The sequence below is a fragment of the Novipirellula methanifontis genome (assembly GCF_052161655.1).
In the GTDB taxonomy this organism is placed as follows: domain Bacteria; phylum Planctomycetota; class Planctomycetia; order Pirellulales; family Pirellulaceae; genus Novipirellula.
Map to the genome: position 1 here is coordinate 7,274,611 of NZ_CP197418.1, position 14,261 is coordinate 7,288,871.

Annotated in this window: 6 protein-coding genes; 5 read left to right on the top strand and 1 reads right to left on the bottom strand. The window is 53.1% G+C overall.

What is annotated here, in order from left to right:
* Positions 1–376: 376 nt before the first annotated feature.
* Positions 377–6,661, bottom strand: a complete 6,285-nt coding sequence (locus SH528x_RS26345) for a Calx-beta domain-containing protein (protein WP_442506425.1) — start codon at positions 6,659–6,661, stop codon at positions 377–379.
* Between the two features lie 1,142 nt (positions 6,662–7,803).
* Here SH528x_RS26345 and SH528x_RS26350 point away from each other — a divergent pair.
* From SH528x_RS26350 to SH528x_RS26370, 5 genes are all read left to right on the top strand, one after another.
* Positions 7,804–8,508, top strand: a complete 705-nt coding sequence (locus SH528x_RS26350) for a response regulator (protein WP_442506426.1) — start codon at positions 7,804–7,806, stop codon at positions 8,506–8,508.
* Positions 8,505–9,779, top strand: coding sequence for a HAMP domain-containing sensor histidine kinase (locus SH528x_RS26355; protein ID WP_442506427.1), 1,275 nt, complete (start codon positions 8,505–8,507; stop codon positions 9,777–9,779). The genes SH528x_RS26350 and SH528x_RS26355 overlap by 4 nt, the downstream gene beginning before the upstream one ends.
* Positions 9,780–9,997: 218 nt before the next feature.
* Positions 9,998–10,876, top strand: a complete 879-nt coding sequence (locus tag SH528x_RS26360) for an alpha/beta hydrolase family protein (RefSeq protein ID WP_442506428.1) — start codon at positions 9,998–10,000, stop codon at positions 10,874–10,876.
* A 181-nt stretch (positions 10,877–11,057) separates the two neighbouring features.
* Positions 11,058–12,848, top strand: a complete 1,791-nt coding sequence (locus SH528x_RS26365) for a hypothetical protein (RefSeq protein ID WP_442506429.1) — start codon at positions 11,058–11,060, stop codon at positions 12,846–12,848.
* On the top strand, positions 12,845–14,212 hold the full coding sequence (locus SH528x_RS26370; RefSeq protein WP_442506430.1) for a DUF1800 domain-containing protein: 1,368 nt from the start codon (positions 12,845–12,847) through the stop codon (positions 14,210–14,212). The genes SH528x_RS26365 and SH528x_RS26370 overlap by 4 nt, the downstream gene beginning before the upstream one ends.
* The last annotated feature ends 49 nt before the right edge of the window (positions 14,213–14,261 follow it).

Consider the following 14,261-nt stretch of genomic DNA (forward strand, 5'->3'; position numbering starts at 1 on the left):
GCGGAGGAGGGCGTAAAACAGTATTAAAACTTTTTCGGCAGTAAGTGCACTAAGCAGCTAGGCAGGAATCATTAGGTGAAATCTCGTTAGCCGGTTGGGCAATAGTCCCGGTTCAGCGCCGGAACTGTGGCTAGCAGGTTGTTGACTTATTCGAATTGCAAATCGCAGTAGTGAGCCGTGGGCCGTAAGGCACCGGGTAAAGCGTGGCACCCGGCCGCTCACGCGTCACGGCTCACAAAATCAGCAGCCCGCATGCGCCAAACGGCCAATTTACTGAAAAACTCCTGCCTAACTGCTTAGAATGCCCCGCTGGGACGACCGAGACGTGCTGACGAAGCTGGCCAGATCTATCATAGTGACTGTCCAAAGTTAGGGCCTATTCGTGCTCTGTCAGTGACGCTAGAGCTAGTTCGTTGAGAAAGCTTTTGTTCGACAGAAGCTCATCGGTAATTTTGGTTGATGTCTGAGAGACAGAATTTGCCAACAACGTGGCATCGTTTGGCGACCAGGTCGGACGCAAGGAGGCGTCGTTGCGAATCGACGAACTGGCGATTGGCATGCGATATTCGTCATCGTGATTGGTTTTGGGTTGATCAAATCTCGCTGACTCTGCCACACCGAATGGGATTGTCTTGACCACATCGATCGCCTCTGCTTCGCTATCCTCCGTGTCGACAAGCAGACTTTGAAACTGCAATTCGTTGATAACCTTCAACGCGTCTGCCGCTGTAATGATGCCGTTGCCGTCGCTATCGAAATAAATGCCCGGCCAAAATCCTATACTCAGCGGGTCGCTCAACTTGCCTTGGAGATCAGAGTATCGGCGTTGATTCAGTTCATTGATTACATCCAGTGCATCCGACGCCGTGATGACACCGTCGTTATTTACATCTCCTGATTTCAGGAAATTCTGAAAAGGTCGCGGGGTTTCTACACGAATCAACTCGACGCCATCTTGCTTTTGCGCCTGCAACATGAACTTGCCGTCAACCTCAAGCGACTCAATCATCCTCCATTGGTTTACCTGTTTAACTTCGATGACGTCGGCAGCACCGATCGTAACACTGACAGTATTTTGACTCGCAGACATTCGCTGGATCGCCGCAACATCCAAGATGACTCGATTGACAATGTCGCCAGAGAGCGAAATGTGAGGGATATCGGTTACTTCGAGCAGTGGATCGGTCAAGTCGAGAGTGCCACCACCCAAAATGGAGAGCGTGTTATTACCTCCGCTACCTGCGATCACCAACCCGCCACTGGGTAGAGTAAATCCGCTACCAAAATCGATCGTGATATTGTCATCGGTTGCAGTGCCTTTGACGCTCAGTGATGCAACGAGACTCGACAATGCGCGAAACAATTCGATGTCTCCACTGCGAACGACGCTGTCGGACTCATCCCGTAACACAACGACGGAACCGTTGATGACATTAATAGTGACGCTGGACCCACTATCGCCGTCCGCAATCGATTCCATGTAATCTTCGACCTCGCCATCGGCAGCAGCCCCTGTCACGTCGAGTCCACCTGTACTGCTGAGCCGGAATCGAGCGAAGGTAGTCCCCGCCTTGGCACCCTGGGGAACGGAGTAGCCGAGAATGTTGTCGCCAGCGATCACGGGAACGCTAGTGAAGATTTGCTCACCGCTGTCACTCCAATCACCGTCAGCATTAAAGTCGATCCAGCCATCAAGTTTTGCATCCTGCGATGCCGTGACAAGGAAGCTCGCCTGTGTCGACACAGTTGTGCTTGTCACCGGGCTGGCAACTACAAACACACCATCCTCATCAATACCATCATCGGTAGCAGTCTCGCTGTTGACTCCGTCCACCTCGAAGTCCACGGTCTCGCCAAGGAAAAGTAAACTTTCGGCATGCCGAGCACCGTCCTGCACAACGGAGACCGGATAATTCAACGGAGCATCTCCGTAATCCAACAATACATCATCATTTTGGATCGTGCCGTTCGCCGTAGCTGTCGCAATCGTTCCAGTACCGCTGGGCGAATGGAGTGTGACAATAAAATCTTCGTCCGATTCCACGATCCCGTCATCACTGGCAATCACCGTGATTGTCTTACTGATCTCTCCAGCGGCAAAGCTGATTGTGCCGGACGGAAAAGTGCCGCCGAAATCGTCGGCTGTCGCTCCATCGACCGCGCTGCCTGTGACCTCGTAATCCACCGAGCTCGCGACACTTGTCAAACCACTGCGAGTAACACTGAATGCGAACGGCATGGTTGCAGAATCACCTTCAGCATTCACGCCCGAGGTGGCCTCTATCGCGTAGCTGAGATCATCATTTTGGATGGTACCGTTGGCGGTGGCGATCGTAATTGTGCCAATACCACTAGGTGAACTGAGCGTGACAATGAAGTCTTCATCCGCCTCCACGTCGACGTCGTCACTGACATTCACCGTGATTGTCTTGATGATCTCATCAGCGGCAAAGCTGATTGTGCCGGACGGGAATGTACCGCCGAAATCGTCGGCTGTCGCTCCATCGACCGGGCTGCCGGTGACCACGAAATCTACTGTGCTGGTGACATTGGTCAGACCACTGCGAGTGACGGTAAACGTGAACGGCGTGGTTGCAGAATCGCTTTCAGCTTGTACGCCCGCTGTAGCTGCAATTTTATAGCTGAGGTCATCATTTTGGATCGTACCGTTGGCGGTGGCCGTCGCAATCGTTCCGGTTCCACTGGGCGAGTTCAGTGTGACAATGAAATTTTCGTCCAACTCGCCAAGCGTATCGCCATGGACATTCACAATGATTGTCTTGCTGACCTCACCCGCGGCGAAGCTGATCGTGCCCGAAGGGAACGTGCCGCCAAAATCGTCGGCGGTCGCTCCATTGACCCCGATACCAGCCACCACGTAGTCCACCGTGCTAATGCCGCTAGTCAAACCGCTGCGTGTGATAGTAAACGTGAACGGTTTGGTTCCCGAATTGCCTTCGGTGATCACGCTTGATGTGGCAGCGATCGCATAACTGAGATCATCATTTTGGATCGTACCATTGGCCGTGACCGGAGTCATTGGGCCGGAACCACTGGACGAAAGGAGAGTGACGATGAAACCTTCGTCGGATTCCACTTCCAGATCACCATCAACGTTCACAGTGATCACTTTGCTGGTTTCACCCGCAGCGAAGCTGATCGTGCCCGAGGGGAAAACGCCGCCGAAATCGTCGGCTGTTGCTCCATTGACCGCGCTGCCGGTAACCACGTAATCCACCGTGCTAATGACGCTCGTCAGACCGCTGCGTGTGACGGTAAAGGTGAACTGCGTATTTCCAGTGTTGCCTTCTAGTTTTTCCGCCGAAGTGACTGCAATCGACAAATCGATGTCGTCGTTTTGAATGGTGCCGGTGGCCGTTGGCGTCTTGATCATGCCAGGGTCGCTAGGCGTGTTCAGGGTAACGATGAAATCTTCATCGCTTTCTACCGTCGTATCGCCGAGTACGTTAATCGTAATCAATTGACTGGTCTCGCCCGGGGCGAATGCGACGGTGCCGGACGGTAACACGGCATCCATGAAATCGTCTGCGGTAGCACCATTGATCGCACTACCGGTGACGTTGTAATTCACTGTCGCGCTGCTAGTCGTTAGGCCTGTGCGGGTTACTGTAAACGTAAAAGGTGTGGTGCCACTATTATTCTCGGGTAAATTCGCTGAAGTGGCTTGAATACTAAACTCATTGGTAAACAATCCCACATCCCATGATGGGTCGAACGCACCAATCCACTGCAGCACGGCGGTGCGTCCATTAGAGTCCACGTCACTATCGGCAAAGTCATGGCCAACATCGGGAATCGTAAAACCGAAGTTCGCCGGTTTCACGACTTCTACGTAGTAATGGTGGGTTGGTACAAGCCCAGCAAACGCATAGTGCCCCTTACTATTCGTGATCTGATTGGCGCCAAATTGAACATCATCGCCGCCACCGATGGCCGCATCATTTCCCGCATCGAATAATCGAACGGTGACTCCCGATATGGCAGGTTCGGCGAAGTCGTAGACGCCATCAACGTTTAGCTCCCTCCAGACCGTACCGCTCAGTGTATTTAACGCCACCGGATTGCTGACGTTGATGTCGGGCCTCGAGCCGACGACTGGATCCGCCGTGTCCTGGATGCGAGATTCAATGGTGGGAATGTCCGTTGTTCCCCAGAAATTGCCAGTCAAGTCAATCGTTTTGGATTTGTCGCCCGTACCAATCACGGTTGACGTCCCTAGCCCGAGAAACGTGTTGTCTCGAAGTAGCGCCGTGGAATTGGAATCAATCCTGATCGTGGCTCCATCGACGATCTTGTTTTCGCGGAAGAATCCAGCCGAGGTTGACGTGAAATTCACCCCTGCCGCTAAATAGATTGCCACCGCGTTAAGCGTGCCGTTGACGACGATTGTATTTTGGTCGCGGTCGCGAAGGATGGAGTTCCCCGCTTCGATCGTCAGCGTCGAATTGATCGTGATGTCATCGTTCACATCATTGAAGCTGAAATCTAAGATGCGATAACCTTCCACGTTGTCCAGTTTTTTCCAGGTTTGCGGCGACGAGATCGTGCCGCTCAGTAGCCCAATATACGTCCCAGAGGTGGTGAACGTGTTCCCATCCAGCTTTGCCGTCAGTGCGGGGTCAATCCACACTGGGATCGAGTTTTGGTCCGCCCCTCCATGGAACGTGTTGTCCGCCAGTGTGACACTCGAACCGTTGTTGACAACGAGTCGCGAGCTGCCGAGAAAATCGCTATTCTGGATCGTCGCAGTGCCCGAGAGACTTAGTATCCCTAAGCCCGTATCGACTTGCTGGAAATTGACTGTCGAGCCCGAAGCCGCTGTAACATTCAGCCCAATACCAACTGGCTGAGCCAGAGTCCCCATCGCGCTGAGTGTCCCGTTGACGATGATCGAGTTTTGATCGCGATCACGAATGATTGAGTTCCCCGCTTCAATCGTCAACGTCGAATTGACAGTGACGTCGTCGTTAATGTTATTGAAGCTGAAATCCAATAAACGGTAGCCGTCCACGTTCGCCAATTTTTTCCACGTATGCGGCAACGAGATCGCGCCGCTCAGTATCCCAATGTATGTCCCGGCGGTGGTGAACGTGTTCCCATCCAGCTTCCCTGTCAGTGCCGGATCGATCCACACTGGGATCGAGTTTTGGTCCGCACCTCCATGGAACGTATTGTCCGCTAACGTGACATTCGAACCGTTGTTGACAACGAGTCGCGAGCTACCAAGAAAATCCGTGTTCTGAATCGTCGCGGCCCCCGAAAGGCTCAATATTCCCACTCCTGTATCGACTTGTTGGAAATTGACCGTCGAGCCCGCAGCAGCGGTAACATTCAGCCCAATACCAACTGGCTGAGCCAGAGTCCCCATCGCGCTGAGTGTCCCGTTGACGATGATCGAGTTTTGATCGCGATCACGAATGATTGAGTTCCCCGCTTCAATCGTCAACGTCGAATTGACAGTGACGTCGTCGTTAATGTCATTGAAGCTGAAATCCAATAAACGGTAGCCGTCCACGTTGGCCAATTTTTTCCACGTATGCGGCAACGAGATCGTACCATTCAATATCCCGACGTACGTCCCTGCGGTTGTGAACGTGTTCCCATCCAACTTCGCCGTCAGCGCGGGGTCCATCCACACTGGGATCGAGTTTTGGTCCGCACCTCCATGGAATGTGTTGTCCGCCAGCGTGACATTCGAACCGCTATTGACGACGAGTCGCGAGCTGCCAAGAAAATCGGTATTCTGCACCGTCGCGGCACCCGAAAGACTCAATATCCCCACCCCCGAATCGACTTGCTGGAAATTGACCATCGAGCCCGCAGCAGCAGTAACATTCAGCTCGATGCCGACCGGTTGTGCCACGGTGCCCTCTGCGTTGAGAGTCCCGTTGACGATAATCGAGTTTTGATCGCGATCACGAATGATTGAGTTCCCCGCTTCAATCGTTAGCATCGAGTTGACAGTAACATCGTCGTTGATGTCATTAAAGTTGAAATCCAACAAACGGTAGCCATCAACGTTGGGCAGTTTTTTCCACGTATGTGGCAATGCGATCGTACCGCTCAATATCCCAATGTACGTCCCAGCGGTTGTGAACGTGTTGCCATCCAACCTCGCCGTCAATGCCGGGTCGATCCAGATCGGGGTCGAAGCCTGATCCGCACCTCCATGAAACGTGTTATCTGTCAACGTGACATTCGAACCGGAATTAATGCGTAGTTGGCCAGAAACAAAGTCGTTCTTCGTGATGGCCGCGACACCGGATGAAGAGACATCCACGTTGGTTGCAAAATTGATTCCGCCGGCGGTCGCGGATACGGAACTGAGAGTTCCCGATTGGGAACTGGTTCCGACGTTGAGCGTAATACTGCTGTTTTTCGCTTGAACCTGGACTCCGTCTTGGATCGTCAGCGAAGCTCCGTTGAGGATCGAGATGTTGTTCTGCAAGATGTAGGGACTTTCGGCAGCAGTCCACGTGGTATTCGCAGAAATATCCGCTGTGACCAAAGTCGCTAAAAGGTTTCGGGCTTCCAATGCCTCGAAGCGACAAGCTGCCCAACGCTTGTTTCGTCGTCGAACGCGGTCCGACTTCTTATAGCCAACGGCTTTTTGATTCTTTGGGAACTTCTGGTTAAACATCAGATTGCCTTCGTCACGTCAGGATGCAAATCAATGAATTTGAGACAGAATGGTTAAAACCGGAACCGCTCGATTTGCCGGCATGGAGATCCCGTTGGAGGCATCCGCGTTATGAATCTGGGATGCAATGATCAAGGGAATGCTCAAGCAAATGGGATCGATGAATCGTCAGATTGAATCGTGTCTTTTAATTCAATTCAGGTATCACGGGAAAGTTTGGGGGGTGATCGGCAGGTCTTGCCATAAACGAATGGCAACAGGGGGGCGAGGGTCTAGCTCCAATATTGTAAATCCGCTGCCAACGGGTGTCTACAACACCCCTCACGGCAATATCTCCGGCTTTTTGGCGGCGTTTTTACCGTTGAACCATGCCAGAGCACCAAGTATTTACAGCGTAAAATGGCTGATCGAGGCCTTTAGTGCACCGGAGATGTGCGAGATACTGGCGGGCATCAACGATCCCGGAACTGATTTGTTACAGTGCTTTGACTTGGATCAACGCATTGCACGACCAGCGAAAATGACCGCAAAACGCTCTGGCCCTACCTCTTGCATACGCTGGGGAATCATACTGATTGGCAAGCTGAAACCGCGAATAATGGATTACCCTTGTCTCCACTTAGTTCCGTGTCATGGCATTTTTCTTGTAATCGCTATTTGGGGTGGCTGCTGATTAGAAGAGGGAGTTTCACTTCTTCCAATGGAACACCTCGATGGTGCTTTCTCTAGAATTGCTATGATCGAGGGGATATCCCAGGTGCCGTGCAGACAACGAAGAGTCTCGCTCCCTTTTTATCCCTTGGCCACGGGATGACCTGTCCCGCAACCAATACATTTTCATCCTTCCGCGCGCCCACCAGACTCGGCAGGGTATTGAATAGCCGCTGATAATCTTTGCCCTACACCTTTTTGGTGGCGAAGTGCATTGCACTGGTAACCTGACATGCCCCGATCCGCTGGAATTGATGTTTTGAGTAACGACATGGCGTATCGAGCAGCAACCCTTACCGGAAATTTCTTGCTCTGCTTTGGCGTGGCCCACAAATTGAAACTAATTCGGCGTTGTTACCAGCAAATGTATGTTCGATACTTCATACTGAGCCAGTAATCCATTCGCCCAAGATCTCACGCAGAGAAAAATCTTGAATTCTCATATCCTGCTCGTCGAAGACGACGAACCTCTCGCGGAAATGGTGCGAGATTTTTTGATCGAGCAGGATTTTGATGTGACCATCGAAGCAGATGGACAGGCCGCAATCAACCGTATCGAACGTGAAGCGTATGACGCTGTCGTGCTTGACATTGGTTTGCCAGGAACCGATGGTTTCGATGTCTGTCGATCGGTACGTCCAACGTACGCGGGACCGATCATTGTGCTGACGGCACGCGGAGAGGAAATTGACGAGGTGATCGCACTCGAAGTGGGTGCCGACGACTTCATGGCAAAACCGGTTCGCCCGCGAGCGCTGTTGGCTCGATTGAAAGTCCACTTGCGACGTGGCGACATGGCGCCGTCATCGAACACGGATGCGATCACCATTGGCGCAATCACGATCGGCGATGTGCGGATCGAAGAATCCAGCCGTACGGTCTCGGTCGCTGGCGAGAGCGTCGAACTGACGACTGCCGAGTTTGAGTTACTGTTGTATCTGGCCCAGCGTGCGGGAACGGTAGTCCAACGCAAAGACATCTACGTCGACCTGCTGGAACTGCCCTATGACGGCCTTGACCGTTCGATCGACCTACGAGTCTCTCGTTTGCGACGGAAGCTGCATGACGACTCGAATCAACCAACAAGGATCAAATCCGTTCGCGGTGTTGGTTACCTGATGGCCAAGACAACATGACGCGATTGTTCTTTCGATTCTATCTCGGCGTGATCCTCATTCTGTTTGTTGCTTGGTGCATACAAGTCTATGTCGTCCGAGGGACCACCGAATCCGACAACATCAAGGTGATCGAGGATGCGCTAGGTGGTGGAGCGTTGTCCGCTCGTGACGACTTGCTGCAGGGCGGTAGAGAACATCTTGACCAGACACTGCAAACGGTTCGAAATCGATTTGCTTACCCCGTCAACATCATTGAACGTTCCGATCGGCCAATGTCGCCGCGGATGACCGCACGCGTCGATGCCGGAGAACCGGTGTTTCACCGCGGAAAGATGGACGTAGCGATCACGGGAACGGACTTGTTGGTTGAACTAGGGCCGCTGCCTCAATTCGCTGGCCCGTCTCGAAGTGATGTGCTACTGGGTCTGGGCAGTGTCTTCCTGCTCGCTGCCGGAGCGATCGCGTTTTTGTTGAGACCGATTGCAACGCAGTTGCGAAATGTCGAGAAGACGGCACTCGCGATTGCGGATGGCGACTTGTCCGCTCGAATCTCGAAAGGCAAGCGAAGACGTGAATTGCCAATTGTAGGTGCGTTCAACTCGATGGCTGACCGTGTCGAATCGTTACTCCGCTCGCAGAAAGAACTGCTGCAAGCGGTCTCGCATGAACTCCGTACCCCTTTAGCACGAATCAAGTTTGCAACGGAACTAGTCCGTTCCGCCGATGACGATGCGAAACGAGAGAAGCGAATTGATTCGATCGACGAAGCCACCGATAAACTTGATGCGTTGGTTGGCGAACTGCTCGACTACACCCGATATGATGCTGGAGCAGAAAGCAAGCGTCGCGAAAGCATTTCACTCGATGATCTGATGGGTGAAGCAATTGAGCTTCACTCGCCGCTATATCCAGGTATTCGCTTCACGACGACAGGCTGCTCCGATTCGCCCGAAATCTACACTTACCGAGCGGGGCTGCTGCGGGCGGTGGGTAATTTGGTCAGCAACGCGGGCAAGTATGCAAAGTCTGAAGTTCACGTCAGCGTACACAAGAGCGACGAACAGTGGTGCATCCACGTCGAAGATGACGGTGAGGGGATTGCAGAGGTCGACCGCGAGTCCGTCTTTGAGCCATTTAAACGACTTGCCGCCGGTTCACATCCGGGCACAGGTCTGGGCCTCGCTCTGGTTCGCCGAATTTGCCAGCGTCTCGGGGGTGATGTCAGCGTGGCCCCGAGTGCGCTTGGCGGAGCCAGATTCACGATCACCGTTGACATCGAGTCATCTTAACAGCACGACGCTGCGTTTTGCTCGGCCTGTCCGATCATTAGGCAACATTCGATTGCCAGCAAATTCGCCGGGCACCACGCCCGGCAAGTAGGACTCGGCGTAGCCAACTTGTTCCTCGGACCGGACTCGGTACAAAACGGTACAAAACGAGCCGATCCGATGATGCTGCTAAGGTGTTGTAAGATACAACCTCTTTTTTCCTTTCGGAGTCACCGACGATGGCACTTTTCTTGCAATTTCTAACGCTGTTGTTGTTTCTGGCCATGTCGCTGCGATGCAGCGGGCAGGATGTCACGATCACGCCTGATGTCGTTTATGGCCACAAACTCGGGTTGGCGATGACCTGCGACGTGTTCACGCCGAGCGAAGATGCAAACGGGGCCGCGGTACTATTCATGGTCAGCGGCGGTTGGTATTCCAGTTGGACGCCGCCGGAGCGAACGCAACACATGTTTCGGCCTCTCACCGAAAAAGGCTTCACCGTATTCGCCGTGCGTCATGGCAGTAGTCCCAAGTTTTCCATCTCCGAAGCGGTCGCGGATGTCCGTCGAAGTGTTCGATTCATCCGCATGAACGCCGAAACGTTCAAAATTGATCCGAATCGAATCGGAGTGTATGGAATGAGCGCGGGTGGTCATTTGTCGCTGATGCTCGGCACGGCGTCCGATGAAGGACTAGCCGAATCAAAAGACCCAGTGGAACAAGTCAGTGACCGAGTCAATGCGGTGGTTGCGTATGTTGCCCCCACGGACTTACGAATCATGGCCCATGACGCGCCGAACCGACTTCCGGCTTATGAGCGATTCCCAGCACTCAAAATCGATATGAAATCGGCAGAACCCGATTCACCGCTCGTTCACGTCACTTCCGACGATGCACCGACGCTGCTGCTTGCGGGAGCAAAAGATGACTTGGTCCCCATCTCACACAGTCGCAATATCGAAGCGGCCTTCGAGAAAGCCAACGTGACCAGTGAATTGATCGAGTTTGAAAACGCGGGACATGGGTTCGGAGGCGAGGACGCTCAGAACGCGACCAAAGCGATGGTCGATTGGTTTGTCACCCACCTCGCGAGCGACAAAACAGTGTCCCCCTAGCATAGTCGTTGAAGTCGTTTGCTCGATGTTCCGTTATCACACCTACCAATCGAAATTTGCAAACCATGATCCAGGCGTGTTCACAGTAAGCGGCAGTTGATACACAGCGATACAAAGAATGTTGCCAGTCCTGCGAATAGGATGGTAACGCACCCCATCCACTTCCCCAAAGAATCTCCCCATGAGCAATCATCCTAAATTCTCCATGCAAGCGATGAGCGGAATGTTGGTATTTGCCAGCTACATCGCGTGGCCGTCTTTCACATTAGCGGAGCCGCCTCGCGGTGTTGATTGTGTGGCAACTGAATTGCTGCCCAAATCGATTGTCGCCTGTGCAGAGATTCCGGACTTGGGCGGAACTTTACAGAGCATCTTGGACCATCCGCTACGAGCAAAACTCGAAGTCATGCCTGCTTACGATGGATTTATGCAGTCGGGCGCACCGGGCCAGGTAAAGATGGTCATGCGTGCTTTTGAAGCAAGCATGGGAACGCCTTGGCAAGAGGCTCTTGATACGCTGACCGATCGCGGCATCACCGTCGCATTGGATGCTTCCGATGGGGGTGTGGCGATCTTGGTTCATTCGTCCGACGCGAAATCCTTAGAACGTTTTCGCGGCTTCGTATTGGCACTGAGGCAGATGCAAGGTGCTTCTGCAAAACAAGGTGAATACCGAGGCTTTATCGCCGATATGGTGAGCGACAAGGTAAAAATGGTGCGGATGCACGATTGGCTGCTGTTGACCAATAATGCGGAACTCGGCAAAGGGATCATTGACCAGTACCTCGATCGTGACAGTGAAACACTGGCGGCGAACGAAACCTACGCCGCAGCCGCAAAGGACCTTGATTCTGACGAAACGGAGCACCGCGTTGTTTCGGCGTTTGTTGACGTCAAGACACTACGTGATGCGGGCGTTGCCAAGGGTATCTTCAACGAAAAAGTCGATAACATCGCGGGCGAGTTAGCATTAGGGGGAGTCCTGGCGAATCTTCGTCAAACGCCCTATGTGACAGCAGCGTTGCAACTCGGTGCTGATGGGCTGGCGCTACGATTTGCCACGCCACACCAACGAGACTGGGAATCGTCTCGCGAGTACTTCTTTGGAGAGCCCGAACTTGCTGCTGCTCCACCGTTATTGAATGTGCCCAACCGATTGTTCGCGTTGTCGACGCATCGCGACCTGTCACAATTGTGGCTTCGCTCTGGTGACTTGCTCTCGGATCGAGCCAACGATCGACTGGCCGTTGCCGACACCACGCTGACCACGTTCTTCTCAGGCCGCAACTTCGGCGAAGACATACTTGGTTCGTTGGAAAGTGACGTCCAGATCGTAGGTATGCAACAAGACTTTACGAATGTGCTTCCTCAACCGGCAATCAAATTACCTGCGTTTGCGCTGCAGTTTCGGATGAAGAATCCCGCAGAGACGCAACCTGAACTGCGTCGAGTGTTCCAGAGCTTCATCGGTTTCTTGAATGTTACCGGTGCCCAAAACGGTCAACCCCAACTCGACCTGGGAATGGAAACCGTTGGCGAATCGCAGCTCATTACGGCCAGCTATGTGCCGGATCGAGACAAGCGAGAAAGCCTGGATGAAAAGATTCAATTTAACTTTTCTCCGACGCTGGCCTTTGCTGGCCAGCGGATCATCATTTCCAGCTCCGCCGCGCTTGCTCGTACCCTGATCGAGTCAACCAGCGAGGACGCGGACAGCGGCGAATCCAATACGAGTGGTGAGCTAGAGGCGACGACGTTACGCAGCATCCTGGAAGCCAATCGATCGCAATTGGTCGCCAATAACATGCTTGAAAAAGGGCATAGCAAAGAAGCTGCCGAAGGGGAAATCGGTTTGCTCTTGGAATTGCTCGGATTCTTTGGCGAAGTCCGATTGAACTTGGATGTCGCGGAGTCGCAGATGGTCCTGGAACTTGCTGTTGATGTGAAGTCCAGTGTTGAGGCACAGCAATGAGTGACATGAAATCGGTCGACCCAACTTGGGCATGGCAGCCGTTTGAGCCGACTGCGGATCGGCCGTGGGACCGATCATCCGCGGCGCACTTGTATCGCCGGGCGGGGTTCGGCATGGATCTCATCAGCATCGACGCAGCGGTCAGCCGAACACCGGCGGAAGTCGTCAGCGAACTGGTCGCAAACAACCAGGAATCGACTGAGTTTCGTTCCACGGCCGACGCCCTCGCCCAAGCGACATTGGCTGGCGGTGACCCAGCGAAGTTGTCCGCGTCATGGGTTTATCGTTTGCTCTACACGCCGAACCAGTTGCTTGAAAAAGCGACCGTCTTCTGGCACGGGCACTTCGCAACCGGAGCGGAAAAAGTCAAAGACGCCCGCATGATGTGGGATCAAAACCAATTGTTGCGTGATCATGCGTTGGACGATTTTGGTGATCTCACGCACAAAATCGCACAAGACCCAGCGATGTTGATTTATCTCGATTCAGCGATCAATCGCAAAGCGCATCCGAACGAGAACTTTGCCCGTGAACTGATGGAACTGTTCTGTTTGGGTGAAGGCAACTACAGCGAAATGGATGTGCTGGAACTCGCACGTTGCTTCACCGGATGGGAGATCAAGAATAAGAAATTTCGCAAGAATCGTTACCAACATGATTCCGAAGAGAAATCGGTGCTCGGGCAAAGCGGGGATTTTGACGGTGAAGATGGCGTGCGGATCGTGTTAGAACAGTCCGCCGCGCCACGGTTTATCGCTCGCAAATTGTATCGATTCTTCGTTAGCGATGAACCGAGTCCAACCGATACACTACTGCAACCGCTGGCCGATTTGTTTCGCGAGAGTGATTTGCAAGTGGCTCCGGTGGTCGAGCGAATCCTGGGCAGCAATGCGTTCTTCTCAGCAAACTCTGTCGGTCGAAAAATCAAGTCGCCCGTCGAACTGGTGATCGGTATGTTGCGAAGTCTCAAGGCCACGACCAATACTCAATTGGTCGCGAAAGGGCTATTGAACATAGGCCAAGGCCTATTCTATCCGCCCAACGTCAAGGGTTGGGACGGAGGCCGGACGTGGATCAACTCATCGACGTTGCTGGGACGTGCGAACCTTGTCGCCGATATTTTAGAAAACGACGCGACTCGCTTTGATGGCAAGAGTCTGTCGGAATACTTGCGTGGCCAGGACGTGCGAACGACGGATCAAGCCATCGAACACTTCGAACATTGCCTGCTTGCTGTGAGGTTAGACGACACAACTAAAGCGCAGCTCCGCGATACCGCTGCATCCCACCGGGGTGACGAAGAGCGACGAATGCGTTCGCTATTGCATGCAATGACATCTCTACCCATTTGCCAGTTGGGTTAATACCGTCCAAACCAACGTACTGGATCTTGCCAAAGATCCTTAACGGACC

What these genes read in the sequence shown, in the direction of transcription:
- SH528x_RS26345 (WP_442506425.1), bottom strand. Translation starts at nt 6,661, where the DNA reads ATGTTTAACCAGAAGTTCCCAAAGAATCAAAAAGCCGTTGGCTATAAG.
- SH528x_RS26355 (WP_442506427.1), top strand. Translation starts at nt 8,505, where the DNA reads ATGACGCGATTGTTCTTTCGATTCTATCTCGGCGTGATCCTCATTCTG.
- SH528x_RS26360 (WP_442506428.1), top strand. Translation starts at nt 9,998, where the DNA reads ATGGCACTTTTCTTGCAATTTCTAACGCTGTTGTTGTTTCTGGCCATG.
- SH528x_RS26365 (WP_442506429.1), top strand. Translation starts at nt 11,058, where the DNA reads ATGAGCAATCATCCTAAATTCTCCATGCAAGCGATGAGCGGAATGTTG.
- SH528x_RS26370 (WP_442506430.1), top strand. Translation starts at nt 12,845, where the DNA reads ATGAGTGACATGAAATCGGTCGACCCAACTTGGGCATGGCAGCCGTTT.